Genomic DNA, 20,224 nt, shown 5'->3' with positions numbered 1-20,224 from the left:
CCTAGGCGGCCTTATTGTATACAGATTCGGTTCCAAAAATCTTCACTATATTTTTGCGCAGTATTGTTGAAGGGAGGTACAATCCATCGGTTACCCTTCGGCCTAAATTAGCCCGCAACTTACGGCGCAATTGTGTGCGCATGTGTATCACCAAACGATGACGACGTATTTCGCCGTGCTCGTTCACCTTGTTAAGCAAGCGTAAGGATAACAAAGCCAATACTCCGCCTATAACAAAGAAGTAGTTCCAACCGTGCAAAGCAAGTAACTGAATATTTGAAATGTTGCCCGCGCTATTCCACTGTATGGTCCAATTGAGTTGATGTACTGCAAAAAAATCAGCAAACAAACCACCCAGCATAGGCGCAATGGTAGATGATATAGCAACCAGCATATTTTTTGTCGATATATAAGCGATTGCTTCATTACGCGGAGCCAGCTTAATACCAATATTTGACAAGGCTAAGTTAATACCAGCTGTAGCTACACCGCTCAAAACGTGTATTACGCCTAACAAAGTCAACGTTGTTTCCGTGTTGCTGTTTACGCCTGCAAATGCGTAGGCTATTATACAACCTATGTACACAGGAGCACAAATACTAATGATATTTTTATTGCTGAACTTGTCAGAATATTTACCCCAAAGCTTTATTGATATTATACTGCTTAACTGACCTGCTATGCCTAATGCTATGATGTATGCAACGGGCAACCCCAGCGTTTTCATCATATAAACTGCGAAAAATGGCGTAGCCAAATTAAGCGCAAATGCCCAAAATGAATTAAATAACAATAAGTTTCTAAAGTTGCGGTTTTTAAGAGGCTTGGTAAATAAAGTAAAAAGCTTATCGTCAATAACCTCAGCCTTTGGCTCTGGTGTGCGCAGCAGTAGGCCAACGCTTACCATACCTAATATCCCTCCCAGCATAAACAGCAGGTTATAGGTAAGAATTTCATAGTGCGGATAATGAGTTTTAACGTAATCAATACCCACTGCCGTAGCCAAACTTAACGTAACGTTTAAAGTTTGAGCCATCCTGCTACGGTGCGAAAAAAACGATCCTAAACGCTCGCCCGGAATGAGATCTTTCATCCATGAATTCCATGCTGCTCCGCCTATATCGCCAAATATATGCTGAAAGAACAGTAGCATAATCAACACTTGCACACTGGTACCCGATGTAAATACAAACGGTATAACGCCAATAGCCAGCAAAGGTAATCGGGCTAAAAAATTAAAAATAGTGGTTATAACCTTGCGGTTATTAAAGCGGCGCACCAGCCAAATTGCCGCAAGCTGGAAGATGGTTGTAAAGGTAGGCAATGCGGCCAATACACCTAACTGAAAGTTGGTGGCCCCCATGTTAATTGCCATTGCAGTCAAAAAAGTTCCGCTTGTAAAAACAACCATTGCTTCGGCAGATAGGCCATCGGCAATAACCAAGTTCAAGCCACTATTCAACTGGCTTGTTGTAATTTTTTCTGTTGGACGAATGTTCATACCATACAGCACCCGCCACACGGGTGCCCGTTTTGCATTTAATAAATAGTTTAATTAGGGATGGGCTATTAACCCATGCAAAAATAACTACAAATTCAACGCCATAGTATCTTGCGTCAATTAAAATTACAACTGTAACGCATAAACGAACTTAACTTTCGGTTAAACATTAAATCCAGCGTTAATAAATGCATCAAGATGCTCTTGCAAGAGCTAAAAAATCAACAAAATGAGGAATAATTTACAAAGAAGCGCTTCCCCGGTTTGGGGAAGCGCCTTATATAATGGGGTACTTTAAATATTTATTTTTTCGAGATGGTGCATTGCCGGTCCGGTTACAACATTACCGTCTACATCATAACGCGCTCCGTGACAAGGACAATCCCAACTTGTTTCGCTGGCGTTCCATTTCACGGTACATCCCATATGGGGACATACAGAACTGAGCGTGTGCAAAGCACCATCATGATCACGATAGGCAGCCACTTTTTTACCGTCTATTTTAACAAGCTTACCCATGCCGGCCGTAATTTCATTTAGCTGTTGTAAATCTTCGGCCTTAAAACGGTCGGCTATAAAATGCCAGGCCACGTCGGCATTCTCTTTTACAAATTCGGTGAAGCCATCAACTGGCTTAAATCTTTTAATGCTAAACAAATCTGCCAAGGCGTTTTTTTTGCCCATTACCAAGTCGGCCAGTATTGCGCCTGAGATACTTCCCAGCATCATTCCGTTACCATTGAAACCAGTGGCGGCGTAAATACCATCAGCACGGTCGGGCATTTGGCCAACGTAAGGCAAACCATCTGCAGGCACATAATATTGCGAAGACCACTTATACACTACCGCTTCCACATCATAATACTGACGTGTGTATTGCTCCAAATCGCTAAAAGCGGCTTCCTCGTCATCATGTCCGGTTTTATGATCGTTTCCACCTACCAGCAAATACTTTTCGCCGTCAATAACATGTGTTCTTAGGTAATGATAAGGCTCCTGCAAATCGTAAACTAAGGCATCAGGATAATTGTCGCCTATAAGTTTAACGCCCAGCACATAACTGCGATAGGGAGCGCAACGCATGTTTAGGTTATTGATGCCCGGCGGCATATGTGTTGCGTAAATAACAGTTTTTGCCTTTACGCCCGCACCACCAATTTTGGCAACATGTATATCGGTGCTTGTTTCAACTTCTTCTACCCTGCTATTTTGCAAAAGCAAACCGCCAGCTTTCGTAAATTCATTGGCAAGGCTGTTTAAGTATTTAATTGGATGAAACTGTGCCTGCCCCGTAAACACAAGCGCTTTTTGGTAAGGAACGTTTACAGGTACATATTCAACATAGTCAACGTCAACTCCAACCTTTTTAGCGCCCTTATAAATGTCATCTAATTCTTTGGCTTGCTTGTCATCTTCAGCGTAAAGATAGCCGGGCTTAAAACTCAAATCACAATCGATATTGTATTGCTCAACATTTTGTTTGATTATATTTAATCCTCCCTTTACAGCCTGAGCAAACAGTATAGCGCCTTCTTCTCCAAAAGCGCTTTCAGCTTCTGTGTAAGTAGTATCTGCAAAAGTATTAATGTGCGAACTAGTACCACCTGTGGTACCATAACCAATAGTATAAGCTTCGGCAACTACAACCTTTTTTCCGGCTTTTTGAAGTTGCAAGGCGGCAGTTAAGCCGGTTATGCCCGCTCCAACCACAAGGCAGTCAAAAAGTTCACTTAAATCACTGTTAGTATTAACGTGTAACATGTTGGATTGCTGCCATGGGCTGGCCAGGCTGCCATCACGGTTAAGATTTGAAATGATGTTATTCATAGAAGCATTTTTATCTACTACAACATTTTTACAACATGTGTTTTTAAAAAATAACTTATAAATAATTCATTGCATTAATAATTAAATAGCTTATCCATGAAACTTAAATCCGTAATCCTTCAATCTTTAAGTTGAAACGTTTACTGAACAACAAGGTTCACTTCTCTATACATAATTAATTATTACCATAGCGTGTGGCGTGCCAAAGCATTTCTTAAAATTTTCTAATTTTTTAATTTTTAATAAATATCAGGCTGTTATTAGTTCAGTATTTATCACAATCATAATTTAAAGCTTACAATTTTAATTATAAACAATATTTTAAAACTAAAAGTCAAAAACGGTGTCATTATTGAGAAGCAACTTAAGCAAGCATCACTAATAACAACACCTATGAAAATTTTTACCTGGCATATTCATGGCAGCTATTTGTTTTATCTGTCGCAGGGAAATTATACCATTTACATACCTACCAAGCCCGAAAAAACTGAAGGATATTACGGGCGAGGTGAAACATTTCCATTTGGCGATAATGTCATTGAAATTCCGGCCAATGAAGTAAAGAATTATGAATTTGACTGTATACTATTTCAAACCAATCAGAATTACTTAAAAGATCAGTACGAAATTTTAAGTGCCGAACAGCGCGAGCTACCCAAAATATACATAGAACATGATCCACCTCGCCAGCATCCTACTGATACTAAGCATATTTTAGATACCACTGATGTTACTCTTGTGCACGTTACGCATTTTAACCGTTTAATGTGGGAAAGTAACCAAACTCCTACGCGCGTAATAGAACATGGCGTAACAACATCACCTATAAGCTACAAAGGTGATATTGCCCGCGGCATAGTAGTTATTAATAATTTACCAAGCCGTGGCCGCCTGTTAGGCCTTGATGTTTTTATGGAAGCACGGGAATACGTTCCGCTTGATTTGGTGGGAATGAATACCGGAGACCTTGGCCTGGGAGAAGTCTTACACCCTGAGTTACCTGAATTTCAAAGCAGGTACCGCTTTTTCTTCAACCCTATACGCTACACAAGCCTTGGCCTGGCTATTTGCGAAGCCATGATGATGGGAATACCCGTAGTTGGATTAGCCACTACTGAACTATCGGCCGTAATTGATAACGGCTTTTCGGGATTTATACATACAGATATAAACTACCTGATCGATAAAATGAATTTGTTAATTGCCGATCCTGAACTTGCCCGTGAAATTGGAAACAACGGACGTGAAGTAGCATTGAAGCGCTTCAACATTGAAAGGTTTACCAATGACTGGGAACAATTATTTGCCGAAGTGACTCAAAAAAACAAGAATGTTTTATCGGCATAATTAATTGCTTATGAAATTACAGCACAAAAAAATTGCCTTTATCAGCGAACACGCTTCTCCGTTAGCAAGCCTTGGAGGTGTTGATACAGGCGGTCAGAATGTTTATGTTGCCCAGCTTGCAAAGCATTTGGCAGCGCAAGGTTACCTTGTTGATATTTATACGCGCCAGGAAAGCAATACAACTCCCGAAGTTGTTAACTGGGTGCGCGGGGTTAGGGTAATTCATGTTACGGCGGGCCCTGCAACGGTTATTGCAAAAGAAGAAATTTTGCAATACATGGATGAGTTTAAGGACAATATGATTGCCTTCATCATCAATCAACAATTACATTATTCGCTGGTACATGCCAATTTCTTTATGTCGGCTTTGGTGGCCATAGGTATAAAAAAAGAATTGGATATACCTTTTGTTGTTACGTTCCACGCATTAGGCCATGTACGTAAAATTCATCAGGCCGAAAAGGATAAGTTTCCTGAGGAGCGCTTATTAATTGAAGAACAGGCAGTTTTGGAAGCCGATCATATTATTGCCGAATGTCCGCAGGATATGGATGACCTGATGCAATACTACAACGCACCCGCCAATAAAATGAGCATAGTTCCGTGCGGTTTTAGCTCACAGGAGTTTTATCAAATCGATAAGGAATGTGCACGCAAGATTACTGGTCTTCCACAAAATGAACATATTATTTTACAGTTGGGACGTATGGTTCCACGTAAAGGCGTTGATAACGTTATACAGGCTCTATCAAAGTTAAAGAATGCCTCAAAACCGGTTAAACTGGTAATAGTTGGTGGCGAATCTGATCAGCTTACTGAAAGTGAAAGCCCGGAGTATGCGCGTTTGATGAACATAGTTCGCGATTTGAATTTAGAAGATTCGGTAATTTTTACCGGGCGTAAAAATCGCGATCAGTTGAAATATTATTACGCCGCTGCAGATGTGTTTATTACAACGCCATGGTATGAACCGTTCGGTATTACTCCACTGGAATCAATGGCCTGCGGCACTCCGGTAATTGGTTCGGATGTAGGTGGCATCAAATATAGCGTAGCCGATGGAGAAACCGGATGGTTGGTACCTCCGCATAATCCGCAAGCATTGGCATCAAAACTTACAGAGGTATTAAATGATGAATCACTTCTTTACAACGCAGGTGCTAAAGCAGTGCAACGGGTAAATGACTTGTTTACCTGGGAGGAGGTTGCCAAGCAAATTAACAGCTTATACAAAAAGTTACAGCCTGCTATTTTACGCCGCCACATTGCCGTACCTCAAAGCAAAAGCCAGGCAGCAGCTTAGTGAACGTACTATTCAAAACTTACGCTTAACACCATCATGAATAAAGCCATTTTTTTAGATAAAGACGGCACATTGATACCCGATATTCCTTACAACGTTAACCCCAGCCTGATCACCATAAGTGATGATACCATTGAAGGTTTGCAGCGTTTAAGGGATGAGGGATACTTATTTGTAATAATTTCCAATCAATCGGGTGTGGCGCGTGGATTATTTGCCGAAGCAGAATTAAATGGTGTTTATTCGCGTTTACAAGAACTGCTTCAACCGTTTAGCTTGGCTTTATCCGGCTTTTACTATTGCCCTCATGAGGCGGTAAGCGAGGCAAATTCAGCATTTGTAACAGCGTGCACTTGCCGCAAACCTGAGCCAGGTCTTTTAATTAAAGCTGCAGGTGAATTGAAAATTGATTTAACAGAATCATGGATGATTGGCGACATACTAAACGATGTTGAAGCGGGAAACAGAGCAGGCTGCAGAACGATTTTAATTAACAATGGTAATGAAACTGAATGGCTGGCAGGGCCAATGAGGTCACCAGGCTACGTATGCAGTTCAATAAATCAGGCTGCAAGTGATATACTTACTACTCAATTTGCATGAAGTGGCAAAGCTGTAAGAAAATACTGGTGATTCGCCCCGACAACATGGGTGATCTTATTATGAGCGGACCTGCCATACGGGCACTTAAGGAAACATTTAACGCACATATCACCGTGTTAACTTCGGGCATGGCGAAGAACATAATTGCCCATATGCCCGAAGTTGACGATTCCATAATTTTTGATCTTCCTTGGGTAAAAACAGCTGATACTCCAAAGCCCGGAATGCTTAATGAGGTAGTAGCAACAATTAAACAAGGTAATTTTGGTGCTGCCGTAATTTTTACCGTATTAAGTCAAAATCCGCTACCAACAGCTATGTTGGCTTATTTGGCTGGCATACCTCAAATACTTGCCTATTGCCGCGAAAACCCCTATCAATTAATTAATTGCTGGGTACCCGATAAAGAGCCTTATGAGGGTATTAAGCACCAGGTTCAACGCGATTTGGATTTGGTTGCGCATGTTGGTGCTTACACAAACAACAATGACTTAAGGCTACTAAGCAATTACAGTTTTTCTGATCTCAATCAAAAGCTGCAAGCCTATTACATCGAACTTAAAAAGCCGTGGGTAATACTGCATTCCGGCGTTAGCGAGCTTAAACGTCAATATCCTCTGCATGAGTGGGCGTTGGTTGGCAAAGAATTGGTAGAATCAGGATATCAGGTTTTACTTACGGGTGCATCGTCAGAAAAAGCGATGACCGATGACCTCCAAAAGTTAATTGGGGCAGGTTCATTTTCTGTAGCTGGTTTATTGCCGCTAAATGAGTTCATATGCCTTGTTGAACATGCGCCCCTCTTACTATCTGTAAATACAGGCACCATACATATTGCAGCCGCATTTAAAACGCCTACTATAGTGTTATACGCACAAACTAACCCACAGCATACTCCATGGAATACACCTGCGGCTATTTTAGAATTCAGCGTTCCTCAACACCTTAAGAGCAAAAACGAGGTAATCAGATTTTTAGATCGGAAGCTTTACAGCCAGCCGGTTCCATTACCTTCACCTGCGCAAATTATTGAAGCAGCCCAACAATTACTTCCGAAACAAGTAGAAAATGCTTCGCTGTAAACTTATAGCGCTGCTTAGTTAAGCTCTTTACCTAAACGGCTGTTTTTGTAGCTGTAGCTGAAATAAATAACCAAACCTATTATCAACCACACTAAAAAGCGTAACCAGTTGGTGTAACCCAACTCAGTCATGAGGTAAAAGCAGCTTAACAAACCAAGCACAGGTATAAGCGACAAGTTTTTAACAAATGCAAGCACGGTTAAAGTAGCAGATAAAATGATGAACAGCGCGAATGGAAATTGCTCGTGACTGTTCTCAACCTTAAATACTCCAAGCATAGGTTCCCAAAAGAATGCAATACCGGCAACAAACAGAACAGGTACAATCCACTTTGCGTTAATGTACGGTATTCTGAATTTACCTGCACCGGCCTCGTTTTTTGGCAGTAACAGCACACCTCCGCAAACCAATACAAATGCAAACAAAGTACCAATGCTTGTTAAATCGGTAACCTCCGTAAGGTTCATAAATAACGCCGGTACAGCCACAACAATACCAGTAATAATAGTGGCAAAAGATGGCGTTTGATAAATTGGATGAATGCGTGAAAAAGCTTTAGGCAGCAAACCATCGCGGCTCATGCTCATCCAAATACGTGGCTGCCCCATTTGAAATATCAGCAACACGCTTGCAGTAGCAATAACCGCACTTACTGATATTACATAGCTTATTTTGTTAAGGCCAACTTTGGCAAACACAAATGCAAGCGGATCACCTACCTGTAAGTCTTTATAGCTTACCATACCCGTTAATACCAGCGCAATGAGAACGTAAAGTATTGTACAAATAATCAGCGAATAAATCATACCCTTAGGCAGGTCGCGCTGAGGATCTTTACACTCTTCGGCTGTGGTTGATATGGCATCAAAACCTATGTAGGCAAAAAACACGCCTGAAACACCTTTCATTACTCCTTTAAAGCCGTTAGGCATAAACGGGTGCCAGTTTTCGGGAGTTATATAAAAAAAGCCTAAAACTATTACGGCCAGTACAACCCCTATTTTTAAAAGCACCATGGCATTGGTAACCTTCTTTGTTTCGCGTATACCAATGTAAACCAAGTACGTTATGAGCACTACAATAATTAAAGCAGGAATATTGGCAATAAGCTTTATGCCACCAATTGATGGTGCACTTGCCCAAGCCAATGCACCGGTTTTAATTTGATCGGTTAGCTCGGCTACCTTGCCCCCGGCGGTAAGCTCTGCAAGCTTTTCGTGCGCCTTAAAAGCCGAAAAGTAATCCATTGTTAAATATTCAGGCATATGGATATTAAAGCCTTCCAGCAGGTTTACAAAATAACCACTCCACGATATAGCCACTGCAATGTTTCCAATGGCATATTCCATAAGTAAATCCCAACCAATTATCCAGGCAATAAGCTCACCAAACGAGGCGTAGGCATATGTGTAGGCACTCCCCGCAACTGGTATACGTGAGGCGAACTCAGCGTAACACATTGCCGAAAAGCCACAGGTTATAGCAGTAAGTACAAAAAGTATAGCCACTCCGGGTCCGCCATGAAATGATGCTTCGCCAATTGTTGAGAAAATTCCTGCGCCAACAACTGCGGCTATACCCATGAGGGTTAAATCTTTAGTACGAAGTTCTTTTTTAAGGTGGGTTCCGCCGGTATGTTCACTGTCACTAAAACCGCTCTGCACGTCGGCCAGAATTCTGTCAAGGGATTTTTTTCGAAATATACTTTTCGACATTGGAATGTTTAAACGTTAGCAGTATCAAACATAACCATTTTTTAACGTTAATACAGATATTGTATTTAATTTGTGCCATGAACACCCGCATTACCGACGTTTTACGACAGATAAGATTGTTCTTTTTACCATACCTTATCATCCTTATTGCTTGCCTCATTATTAAACTTTCTTATACCCGTGAGGCTATTTACTTTGCCGTTAACACGCGCCACAGCAATTGGGGTGACTGGCTGTTTCCGTACGTTACTGATTTTGGCGAAGGGTACATGGTAGTAACGCTAACGCTTATAATGCTTCTTTTTAGCTACCGTAAAACGCTGTTGCTTATAACCAGCTTTGCGGTAAGCGGTATTACAGTACAAGTTATAAAGCACATAGTACAAGCCCCCCGCCCCGTTGTTTACTTTGAAAAGGAGCTTGCCGATATACATTTTGTTAAAGGGATATCTCTATTGCACAGTAACAGCTTTCCATCGGGCCATACCGTTACGGCATTTTCGGCGGCAGTGGTGCTTTCCTATTTCGCTGTTAATAAGCGCTGGGGCTTTATATTTTTACTAATGGCTATTGCCGTCGCATATTCACGCATGTACTTAAGCCAGCACTTTTTTGAAGACGTTACGGCAGGCTCAATTGTAGGTACCATATCAACAATCATCTGGATCACTTTTATGGATAATCGCCCGTTTATGCATTCACAAGCCATGAGCAAAGGCTTACTCAAGCGTAAGTAATACACACAAAAAAGGCTGCCATGCATAAGCACAGCAGCCTTTCATATTATGTAAAAAACCGCTTAACTAACGCGATTGATAACAACCGTCTCCGGATCGGTAAGCATAAGTGGCACCTTTTCAAGTGTAACGAAGCTTAAATCTAAACCAAAACCGCGCTCTTCAGATATACTTACTTTTTTTAGTTGCGCGTACACCGCCATAATAACCCGTTCGTAAAACGATAAACTATGAGAACGTGACAGTACCTTCTCAATTACCACAAAACGGAAGTCGCCTACAATTTTTCTTTTATTAAGTGATTTGTAACGGCTGGTAATATCCACTTCGCCCTTTTTAACCAAATCTTCCACCACCTTGCGGAAGAGTAGGTTTATCTGCTGTTCTACCCTAAAACCAAGTTTAAAGTCAATTCTTATTAACTTGTTAGGCACTAAAAAGTCTACCTCATAATCACGGGTATATGGTTCGTCCATTACGTCAACGTGTACTAACCAGTAAACATCTGCCCTTTTTGGTTGCTTTTGAAGTATAGAGTATATAATCTTTGATTCAACTTCAGAATTGAAGTTTGCACTGGTTAAGTAAACTAGCTGCGATGAATATTTAGGTACTGTATCATCGTCACTCAATTCTTTAAGAATGTCGTAATAGTCTTCAATTTCAACAAATTTAACATAGCGGTTGCGTATGCGCCTTGCTGTATGCCAGCTCCACATTACGCCAAACAATATTAAGCCAATGCTTAATGTAAACCAGCCGCCATCAACAAACTTACGCAGGTTTCCGTATAAAAATATACCCTCTACCAGTAAATATATTGCTAAAAATAGGTTAATCAAATAACCCGGCACCTTGCGTCGCTTTAAGAACTTTGACACCAAAATGGTTGTCATTAACATGGCAACCGTAATGCTCAAACCATAAGCAGCTTCCATTTCGGCCGAATGTTGAAATAGCAATACCACGCCAATACAACCGGCACACATAATCCAGTTAATGCTCGGCACGTACAATTGTCCCTTTTGTTCAGAAGGGTAATTAATTTTAACTTTAGGCCAAAGATTGAGCCTTACAGCTTCAGATATGAGTGTGTATGAGCCTGATATGAGTGCCTGGCTGGCAATAATTGCAGCAACTGTAGCTATACCAATTCCAAATATCAAGAACTGCTGCGGCATTATTTGATAAAACGGATTGAGCTTGTTCAGATCCAGTATTTGGCCGTCGTGCTGCATTAGCCAAACTGCCTGACCCAGGTAATTCAGTATCAAGCAGGCTTTCACATAAATCCAGCTTATGCGGATGTTTGAGCGCCCACAATGTCCAAGATCAGAATATAACGCCTCTGCACCTGTTGTACACAAAAATACTGCCCCCAAAATGGTAAACGCCGCGGGATCTGTGCTTAGCAAATGATACGCATAGTATGGATTAAGTGCTTTGAAAACCCAAGGCATTTGCGTTATATAAATTATACCTAATACGCCCATCATGGTAAACCACAAAAACATGATAGGACCGAAAGCTTTACCTACCAGTGATGTACCAAATTGCTGTATGAAAAACAAGCCGGCTATAATTGCTATAACAACGCTCATTGTTGGCAAATTTGGATAAACGGTGTGCAAACCCTCAATGGCTGATGATATGGTAATTGGTGGTGTGATTATACCATCAGCAAGTAGCGCACAGCCCCCTAACACTGCGGGAACAATGAGCCATTTAGCCCTGCGCCTTACAAGCGAAAAGAGTGAAAATATTCCACCCTCCCCTTTGTTATCGGCCTGCAGCGTTATAACCACGTATTTAATGGTTGTTTGCAGCGTAAGCGTCCAAAAAATACACGAAACACCTCCAAGAACAAGTGCTTCTGAAATGCGGTGGCCACCTACAATGGCCTTGAATACGTAAAGTGGAGAGGTACCAATATCGCCGTATATAATACCTAAACTGATAAGCAGCCCAGCAGCTGTGAGCTTTTGCAGATCTTTATGATGTGATGACACTTTTAAAGTATAAATTTTACTGAAAAAAGAAAACGGTCATTCTACACTTAACCATTTGAATGCCTGTATAAACAAGTAATTATATTACCAAACCCCTATAATTCAATTTTGTTAAAAATTGTTAAAATTATAATATGTACTTTGTACACTGTAACGGGTTACTGTTTTATTAGTACCTTTGTATCAAATGTAAATATGGGGCAAAGATATACTTTTAATTATTTATGGATAACATTAATTGCAGCAGCAATATCCATAAACTTTGCCTTTACTTTGGGGTTGGGTAGCCACGCCAAAGCTGATACCATTTACGCACGTAAAACCAGGTCTGCCAAAAACTCCTATTTAAAAAACGGCTTAACGCCGGGCAGCATGCCTCAAATTAAGCCATCTCCATACAGTAATATTAAACCAACCATTCCGGTAAGTACTGATAAGCTTTTAAATAACGTACAAATTTTCCCTACAACGGTTGTTGATCAGATTAACGTTAAGTACATGGTTTCGCGCAATGTTAACGTAACCATTAAAATTGTTGATGTTTTAGGAAACAACGTTGCAACCTTATTTTCAGACAGGGTTGAATCGGGCGAAAAAAAATTCACCTCACCTTTACCGGGTAACCTCACCAGTGGCTTTTACTTTTTAAGAGTTATGGTTGGTACCGAATCGGTTATACGCCGTATAACTGTCTTATAAAATCTTCATCCTATTTACTTTCCAGCATGTTTTGAAACCTTGCAGTATTCATGTAAAGCACATATCTTTTTGCAAAGCATGCGCTGCAGAAATAACGTCGTATCGGAAGAAAAAACAATAACAACTTGACCCACTTTGCGCGGGCAACGCGATAGCTAAATGGCTTTTTGCACTTAGGGCAACACAATAATTTTGCAGCCATAATATACAATATTTATTAATCAAGAATCAGGAATACTAATATACAATTATGTTGATTATGACAACGCAAATCCAGCATATTTAACAACTATTTAATTACAATCAAACGTTCGTTTAACCAACATTAATTATATTTTAAAATATGATTAAACACAAGAAAACACATACCTGATGTTTAAAAATAATATTGGGCCGTAAATTGTATTATTTTATAGATTTGATTTTTACTCAATCACTATGAAAATTATAGCCATTGGCCGCAACTACGCCGAACATGCTAAAGAGCTGAATAACCCGGTACCTACTACCCCGGTTATTTTTATGAAGCCCGATACTGCCATTTTAAAAGATAACAAGCCTTTTTATTTACCAGAGTTTTCAAACGATGTGCATCATGAAATAGAATTGGTGCTCAAAATCAGTAAGGAGGGTAAATACATTAATGAGAAATTCGCAGCCGACTATTTTGAAGAAATTGGTTTAGGTATTGATTTTACTGCTCGTGATATACAGGCACGCCATAAAGAAAAGGGTTTACCATGGGAGCTTGCAAAAGGTTTTGATCACTCGGCCCCTATCAGTAACTTTTTGCCTAAAGCTCAATTTACTGATCTTTACAACTTAAACCTTAAACTTGACATTAACGGGCAAACACGCCAGGATGGCAATACTAAAGATCTTTTATTTTCATTTGAACGTTTAATAGCGTTTGTATCACAATACATTACGTTAAAAAAGGGCGACTTAATTTTTACCGGAACACCTGAAGGTGTATCGGCCGTAAAACAAGGTGACCACTTAGAGGGTTATCTCGACGGACAAAAATTACTCGATTTTCACGTAAAATAATTCTTGATGCTAAAAAAGCTATTTTGCCTGCTCGGATGTCTTGCCTCTTTACAAAGCATCCGGGCGCAAGAAATTGTACAAACTAAAACTTATCAAAAAGGGGTTTTTCAATATCCACTTGATTTAACCCCAAGCACTGCCGGTTCTTTTGGTGAATTACGCGCCAATCACTTTCATTCCGGGCTCGATTTTAGAACCAACCGTCAAATTGGTTTTCCGGTGCATGCAGCCATGTATGGTTACGTATCAAGGTTGCGGGTACAATTAGGCGGTTTTGGTAACGCTGTGTACCTTACCCATCCAAACGGGTTTACCAGTGTATATGCTCACCTTGATCATCTTACACCCGAGCTTGCTGCTGCTGTACGCAAGTATCAGTACGAGCATCAAAGCTTTGAGGTTGACTTTAAGTTGCAGCCTTTCCAGTTTCCGGTAACCAAGGGTCAACTTATTGCTATATCAGGCAATACTGGTGCTTCGGGTGGTCCGCATCTTCACTTTGAAATCCGTGATTCGTTAACCGAGGAAACTATTAATCCGCAGCTTTTCGGATTAACCATAGCTGATAACATTCCGCCAAGCATAAGCGGCATCAGCATTTATCATTTGAATGGTAAACCCTTTAGCGAAAATACTTTCAGAGAGCCTTATGCCGTAACCGGTGCTTCAGGTAATTACCGCCTTACCAAACCACAAACACTTAATTTAAGCGGCGATATAGGTTTTGGAATAACAGCTAATGATCTCAATAACTCATCGGCAAACCGTAACGGAATTTACTCCGTTGAGCTTAAGCTTGATGGCCGCACCGTTTATACCTTTGCAGTTGAACGTTTTGCATTTGATCAAACCCACGCTATAAATGGCTATATTGATTATCCGCAGTTTATTCAATATAAACGGTGGATTCAGAAGTGCTTTATTCCTCCAGGCAGCCGCATAACACTTTATCCACAAAACGAAAACCGGGGCATCATTAGCTTCCGTGATACCCTTTTGCACGATGTGGAATACCTGGTTAAAGACGTTGCAGGTAACGTTTCAACACTTAAATTGAAAGTACAGTCGAGCATTCCCAAAGATAAGCCAGTGGTTACTTATTCGGGTACCAAGTTTTCATACAATCAACGTAATGAGTTTAATAACGCTGCGGTTAAGGTGGTAGTTGATCCGGGCAACCTTTATGATGACCTGGATTTTAAGTACAGTACCCTGCCACAAAAGCCCGGAATGTACTCGGTTATACATCGTATACATAATCGCCTCACCCCTATTCATGATCACATCAACTTATGGATTAAGCCCGATGCGTCTATTGGTTCGCTGGCTAACAAAGCAGTTATCGTGAACACTATGCGTGGCAGCATGGGCGGCAAATTTGAAGATGGTTATATAAAGGCACAACCAGCTGTATTTGGTGATTACTACATTAAGGTTGATACTACTGCACCACGTATTGTTCCAATAAACATTAGTAACGGCGCCAACTTAGCAGCAGCCAAAAGCATTTCGCTGCGTGCAAGTGATGACTTGTCGGGGTTAAAATCGGTTGTTGCAAAAATTGACGGCAAGTGGATTTTACTTACCCAGGATTACCGCACACGCATATACAGATATACCTTTGATGAAAGCGTAAGTGCAGGTAAGCATGAGTTTGAAGTAACAGCTACCGATGCTAAAGATAACGTTTCACAATATAGAGTTACATTTAACAAATAACATTTACACTATACAATATGTCGAGTTTAAAACAAGGCGATAAAGCCCCTGAATTTTCAGCTAAAGACCAAAATGGCAACACGGTATCTTTAGACAATTACAAAGGAAAAACTGTCATTTTATATTTTTATCCGAAAGATGATACCCCTGGGTGCACTGCCGAGTCATGCGATTTCAGAGACAATTACGAATACCTTAGTTCGCAAGGATATGAAGTTATTGGTGTAAGTGTTGACGATGAAAAATCTCACAAAAAGTTTGAAACCAAATACAGCTTACCATTTACACTAATTGCCGATACCGACCAAAAAATTGTGAATGACTATGGCGTATGGGTTGAAAAAAATATGTACGGCAAAAAATATATGGGTACCCAGCGCACCACATTTATTATAAATCCCGAAGGTGTAATAAGCCACGTTATTGCAAAAGTAGATACAAAAAACTCATCACAACAAGTGCTTGACCTGCTAAAAGCGTAATGAGGTAAATTAAAACATTTTTATAACTTAGCTTTATTGTAAAATAAAGTGCTTTGGCATTAAACCTATCACTTTAGCATCCATCCAACAGATATAAATTTAAATGTCAGCATCCGTTAGTGATACCGAGATACTTGCTAAGTTTCAGGACGAACGTACCCGAAATGAGGCTTTCAATTTGCTGCTTAAAAAGTATCAGCAAAAAATATATTGGCATGTTCGCCGCATGGTTATTGATCATGACGATGCAGATGACCTGGTACAAGATGTATTCATAAAAATATGGAAAAACTTGCCAGGTTTCAGGAACGATGCCCAGCTGTACACCTGGATGTACCGGATTGCAACTAACGAGTGCATTACATTTTTAAATAAAAAGAAACAAAAGAATAACATTCCGTTGGATGATGTGTCGTATGAGTTATCGGAGTCACTGGCCGACAGCACGTACCTCAGCGGCGACAAGGTGCAGCTTAAACTTCAGCAAGCTTTGCTTACCCTGCCCGATAAACAACGGCTGGTATTTAACATGAAATACTACGATGATATGAAGTATGAAGAAATTTCAGAAATACTGGGTACAAGTGTAGGAGCTTTAAAGGCGTCTTTCCATTTGGCAGTAAAAAAAATTGAAGCATTCTTATTATCAACCGATTAATTTTCATTTACACATTAAACCTTTTAGTTTCATTTTAATCTAACGAGGGATATGGAAATCGATATAGAACATAAAGACCTGCCGGAAGACAACTCCTGGCGCCAAAAGCTGCCTCAACCAGGCAATGCTTTTGATGTGCCTGCAGGGTACTTTAATGATTTGAGCGAGCGGATCATATCGGGTGTACATTTAGAACAATTTAAGCGTAACGACATTAGTGGTGGTTTTACAGTTCCGGAAAATTACTTTGCCGGTTTAAGCAATAATATTGTAAGCCGTATTGCCATTGAAGAAACCCTTACTGGTTCAACAAATGCATTTGCTGTACCGGCAAATTACTTTGATGAACTTGCAGCTAATATTCAAAGTCGCATCACTATTGAAAAAGCTACAGATGCAAGCCAGGAAGCGTTCACCGTTCCGCAAGGCTATTTTGAAGAACTAAACAGTAACATTCAAAGCCGTTTAGTGATTGAAGAAGCTTTAGCCGGTGAAAATGAAGGCTTTGAGGTACCAAAGGGCTATTTTGAAAACTTGAGTGACAGCATCTTAAGCCGCATTGCTTTAGAAGAAGCTACCGAGCCTCATCAAAATGCTTTTGAAGTTCCAGCCGGGTATTTTGACACTTTACAGCAAAGCATAATAAGCCAAACTACCGGCGAGGGTGAAGCTAAAGTTATTCAAATGCCTTCAAGGCCGGTTGGTGTAATTCGCAAGCTGGTTTCAACTGCGGCATTTAAATATGCTTCAGCGGCTTGTTTTGCCATTGTAGCGGGTGCAGCACTATATTTCAGCGACGCGCCTTTGTTAAAATCACACGGACAGTCGTACCTGCATCAGGAACTTTCAGAAATACCTTCTGATGATATCAGAAACTTTTTGGAAACCCAAACTGAAGCTACCGAAACCGAACACAGAGTAATTGCCGACGGCACGCAGATAGACAGTAACGCTTTAAGAGCGGCCATACAGGATTATGTTGATTTGCAATAATTAATTAAGATGAAGTTACTATTGAAATATTTATTGTTTACGTTGATGATTTTTGCCGGCTATGAGGTGTTCAGCCAGCCACCGGCATCTTTCAGAAGCACATCGGCTCCGTCAAAAAAGCTTAACTTAATACGCGAGGGTTATATTGAAACTCAAATTAAGCTAAGTAATGATGAGAAAGCCAAGTTTTGGCCGGTTTACCGAGAGTATAAAGAAGAAGTAAACTCTATACGTAAAGCCAAACTGCAAAACCGCCTTAATAAGTCAAAAGATCAGATTCAGAAAGACCTTGAGTACGATCAGCAATTGGTTGATGCCAAAAAACATTATACAAAGGAGTTTTTAAAAATATTACCTCCTGATAAAGTTAACCGCGTTTTTCAAAGTGAACGTGAATTTACCGAAGAACTAATAAAACAACTTGGTGAACGCGGAACACCCGATAGATAAGCTTAGTTATTAAAGTATAAAAAGCGATTTGTGAAGCCACAAGTCGCTTTTTTGCTTATCAAAGCAATTCAATTTAAGCAAATTGGCTATTAACTCTAAAACACTAAGTATTATATTAAGGTTATGTTAAACAGAACGCAGTATTCAATAGCGCAGTACTGTTTAACAAACACCTGAAATGAGAATTAACGACGATGAAGATTGCATAGCATTTTACCAGGAAGCTCTTGACCATTTAAGAGACAGCGGTATAGAATATATGCTTGGTGGCGCATTTGCCATATTTCATTACACCGGAATTTACCGCGATACAAAAGACCTTGATGTGTACTGTAAATCGGTTGATTGTCCGCGGATAATGAAATATTTTGGCGATTTAGGATACGAAACCCAATTTACCGACGCACGCTGGTTGGCCAAGATTTTCAAAGGAGAATACTTCATTGATTTGATATTTGATACCGTAAACAACATTTGTAAGGTTGACGATACCTGGATAGAACGCGCAGTTGATGCGAGCTTTTTTGACAGGGATGTAAAACTGCTCGGCCCTGAGGAGTTGATATGGAGTAAAATATACGTACAAAACCGCGAAAGATATGATGGGGCAGATTTAAACCATTTACTGGTACAGTACGGAAAAAATTTAGACTGGCATCATTTACTTTTCAGGCTCGATCAGCACTGGCAGTTGCTTTTAGGTCAGCTGATTAATTTTCAATTTGTTTACCCTGCCGATTATCAAAACATAATACCACGCTGGCTTTATGATGAATTGTTACGCCGCGCGGCTGAACAGTTTGACTTGCCTTCACCCGAAGAGAAAGTTTGTCGTGGCCCAATGATTGACCAAACACAATACAGTGTTGATGTAAAAGATTGGGACTATAAATCATACACCATTAAAACCGTTTAATGACTTATGGACGATATAAAAGTAACCCGCATAGCAGCCGTTGGAGATATACATGTTAAAGAAACTGACAAAGGAAAATGGGTAAGTTACTTTAAAGAAGTATCGGCTAATGCAGATGTGCTCATTATTTGCGGTGATTTAACCGATACAGGTGATGAAGACGAAGCGGCTATACTTGCTACTGAATTACATGCGTGCACCATACCGGTAGTTTGCGTGCTTGGTAATCATGATTATGAAAAAGGCAGGCACAAGCTCATAAGGCAAGCTATACAAAGCGCAAACGTACACGTACTTGATGGGGAAGCTATTGTAATTGGAGGTGTTGGTTTTGCTGGTGTAAAAGGTTTTGGTGGTGGTTTTGACCGCTACCTGCTTACGATGTTTGGCGAAGACGCCAACAAGGCCTACGTTCAGGAGGCTGTAGATGAAGCATTACATTTAGAGCGTGCACTCAACAAACTTGATAGTGAGTTTCAGGTGAACAAAAAAATAGCCGTTTTACATTATTCACCTATTAAAGCTACCGTTGTAGGCGAGCCGCCTGAAATTTATCCATTCTTGGGTTCATCACGTTTAGCCGAGCCGCTAATAAGAAATAACGTAACTGCCGCTTTTCACGGCCATGCTCACGCAGGTACGCTTGAAGGCTCAATAACTAACAGTGACATCAAGGTATTTAACGTTGCAAAACAGGTGTTAAGCAAAGCCGGTTACCAATGCCCATACTACCTGCTCGAGGTGTAGTGAATAAAGTTGGCTTGCAATTTGTAAAGTATTGGCAAAAAACATTCATACATCAACATGAAAAAGACGCTATTTTTATTAAGCCTTATATTAACATTAGTCATCAGTGCAACTAATTCATCATTTGCTCAAAAGCGCAAAAAAGGGATGAGTTCACAAGCTAAAGGTGCCATTATTGGCGGCGCAGGTGGTGCTGTAGCAGGAGGATTAATTGGCGGCAACGCCAAAGGAGCTATAATAGGCGGAGCTGTTGGCGCCGGTGGCGGTTATATCATAGGCAATGAAAGCCGCAGAGCGAAAGAAAAACGCGCAAGAGCTAACCGCAAAGCATATCGTAGTAGAAAAAACTATCATCCCGGAAGACTATAATCTACTTAAATTCGGAC

Annotated in this window: 19 protein-coding genes; 15 read left to right on the top strand and 4 right to left on the bottom strand. The window is 40.4% G+C overall.

The annotated features are described in order from the left end of the window. Position 1: 1 nt before the first annotated feature. Together QZ407_RS00540 and QZ407_RS00535 are read right to left on the bottom strand one after the other, a co-directional pair. Positions 2-1,501: an MFS transporter gene (locus QZ407_RS00540; protein WP_295767110.1), complete on the bottom strand. Its 1,500-nt coding sequence runs from the start codon at positions 1,499-1,501 to the stop codon at positions 2-4. Between the two features lie 294 nt (positions 1,502-1,795). Next, complete coding sequence (locus QZ407_RS00535; protein WP_295767109.1) at positions 1,796-3,328, bottom strand: FAD-dependent oxidoreductase; 1,533 nt, start codon at positions 3,326-3,328, stop codon at positions 1,796-1,798. 393 nt (positions 3,329-3,721) lie between these two features. Between QZ407_RS00535 and QZ407_RS00530 the strand changes: the two genes are divergently transcribed. The 4 genes from QZ407_RS00530 to QZ407_RS00515 are packed head-to-tail and all read left to right on the top strand — an operon-like array spanning position 3,722 to position 7,663. Continuing rightward, positions 3,722-4,675, top strand: a complete 954-nt coding sequence (locus QZ407_RS00530; protein ID WP_295767108.1) for a glycosyltransferase family 4 protein — start codon at positions 3,722-3,724, stop codon at positions 4,673-4,675. Between the two features lie 10 nt (positions 4,676-4,685). Further along, on the top strand, positions 4,686-5,978 hold the full coding sequence (locus tag QZ407_RS00525) for a glycosyltransferase family 1 protein (RefSeq protein ID WP_295767107.1): 1,293 nt from the start codon (positions 4,686-4,688) through the stop codon (positions 5,976-5,978). Between the two features lie 36 nt (positions 5,979-6,014). Then, positions 6,015-6,581 (top strand): HAD family hydrolase, encoded by a 567-nt coding sequence (locus tag QZ407_RS00520; protein WP_295767106.1) that lies wholly within the window; start codon positions 6,015-6,017, stop codon positions 6,579-6,581. Next, a complete protein-coding gene (locus QZ407_RS00515) occupies positions 6,578-7,663 on the top strand; it encodes a glycosyltransferase family 9 protein (protein WP_295767105.1) in 1,086 nt (361 codons plus the stop codon). The genes QZ407_RS00520 and QZ407_RS00515 overlap by 4 nt, the downstream gene beginning before the upstream one ends. 14 nt (positions 7,664-7,677) lie before the next feature. Here the strand turns inward: QZ407_RS00515 and QZ407_RS00510 are convergent, their stop codons facing one another. After that, positions 7,678-9,378, bottom strand: a complete 1,701-nt coding sequence (locus QZ407_RS00510) for an amino acid permease (RefSeq protein WP_295767104.1) — start codon at positions 9,376-9,378, stop codon at positions 7,678-7,680. A gap of 77 nt (positions 9,379-9,455) precedes the next feature. Between QZ407_RS00510 and QZ407_RS00505 the strand changes: the two genes are divergently transcribed. Next, positions 9,456-10,115 carry a phosphatase PAP2 family protein gene (locus tag QZ407_RS00505; RefSeq protein ID WP_295767103.1) on the top strand — a complete coding sequence of 220 codons (660 nt, stop codon included), beginning with the start codon at positions 9,456-9,458 and terminating at the stop codon, positions 10,113-10,115. Positions 10,116-10,177: 62 nt separating this feature from the next. Here QZ407_RS00505 and QZ407_RS00500 read toward each other — a convergent pair whose 3' ends face one another. Beyond that, positions 10,178-12,124 carry a KUP/HAK/KT family potassium transporter gene (locus QZ407_RS00500; protein WP_295767102.1) on the bottom strand — a complete coding sequence of 649 codons (1,947 nt, stop codon included), beginning with the start codon at positions 12,122-12,124 and terminating at the stop codon, positions 10,178-10,180. Between the two features lie 195 nt (positions 12,125-12,319). On the opposite strand from QZ407_RS00500, the gene QZ407_RS00495 reads away from it, so the two are divergent. From QZ407_RS00495 to QZ407_RS00450, 10 genes are all read left to right on the top strand, one after another. After that, the gene (locus QZ407_RS00495) at positions 12,320-12,823 is read left to right on the top strand and encodes a T9SS type A sorting domain-containing protein (protein WP_157543374.1); all 504 of its coding nucleotides are present in this window, start codon (positions 12,320-12,322) and stop codon (positions 12,821-12,823) included. 438 nt (positions 12,824-13,261) lie between these two features. Next, complete coding sequence (locus tag QZ407_RS00490) at positions 13,262-13,873, top strand: fumarylacetoacetate hydrolase family protein (protein WP_157543375.1); 612 nt, start codon at positions 13,262-13,264, stop codon at positions 13,871-13,873. A 6-nt stretch (positions 13,874-13,879) separates the two neighbouring features. Then, entirely contained in the window at positions 13,880-15,592 is a 1,713-nt protein-coding gene (locus tag QZ407_RS00485) for a M23 family metallopeptidase (protein WP_295767101.1), read from the top strand. A gap of 17 nt (positions 15,593-15,609) precedes the next feature. Next, on the top strand, positions 15,610-16,074 hold the full coding sequence (bcp, locus tag QZ407_RS00480; protein WP_295767100.1) for a thioredoxin-dependent thiol peroxidase: 465 nt from the start codon (positions 15,610-15,612) through the stop codon (positions 16,072-16,074). A gap of 103 nt (positions 16,075-16,177) precedes the next feature. Continuing rightward, a complete protein-coding gene (locus QZ407_RS00475; RefSeq protein WP_295767099.1) occupies positions 16,178-16,732 on the top strand; it encodes a sigma-70 family RNA polymerase sigma factor in 555 nt (184 codons plus the stop codon). Positions 16,733-16,783: 51 nt separating this feature from the next. Continuing rightward, the gene (locus tag QZ407_RS00470) at positions 16,784-17,725 is read left to right on the top strand and encodes a hypothetical protein (protein WP_295767098.1); all 942 of its coding nucleotides are present in this window, start codon (positions 16,784-16,786) and stop codon (positions 17,723-17,725) included. A 9-nt stretch (positions 17,726-17,734) separates the two neighbouring features. Then, the gene (locus QZ407_RS00465) at positions 17,735-18,175 is read left to right on the top strand and encodes a hypothetical protein (protein WP_295767097.1); all 441 of its coding nucleotides are present in this window, start codon (positions 17,735-17,737) and stop codon (positions 18,173-18,175) included. A 178-nt stretch (positions 18,176-18,353) separates the two neighbouring features. Next, on the top strand, positions 18,354-19,091 hold the full coding sequence (locus tag QZ407_RS00460) for a nucleotidyltransferase (protein ID WP_157543381.1): 738 nt from the start codon (positions 18,354-18,356) through the stop codon (positions 19,089-19,091). A 6-nt stretch (positions 19,092-19,097) separates the two neighbouring features. Then, a complete protein-coding gene (locus QZ407_RS00455) occupies positions 19,098-19,838 on the top strand; it encodes a metallophosphoesterase (protein WP_295767096.1) in 741 nt (246 codons plus the stop codon). Positions 19,839-19,895: 57 nt separating this feature from the next. Next, positions 19,896-20,207 (top strand): YMGG-like glycine zipper-containing protein, encoded by a 312-nt coding sequence (locus QZ407_RS00450; RefSeq protein WP_295767095.1) that lies wholly within the window; start codon positions 19,896-19,898, stop codon positions 20,205-20,207. Positions 20,208-20,224 lie beyond the last annotated feature (17 nt).

The organism is uncultured Mucilaginibacter sp. (assembly GCF_913773635.1).
In the GTDB taxonomy this organism is placed as follows: domain Bacteria; phylum Bacteroidota; class Bacteroidia; order Sphingobacteriales; family Sphingobacteriaceae; genus Mucilaginibacter.
This window is presented reverse-complemented; position numbering and strand designations above follow the sequence as displayed.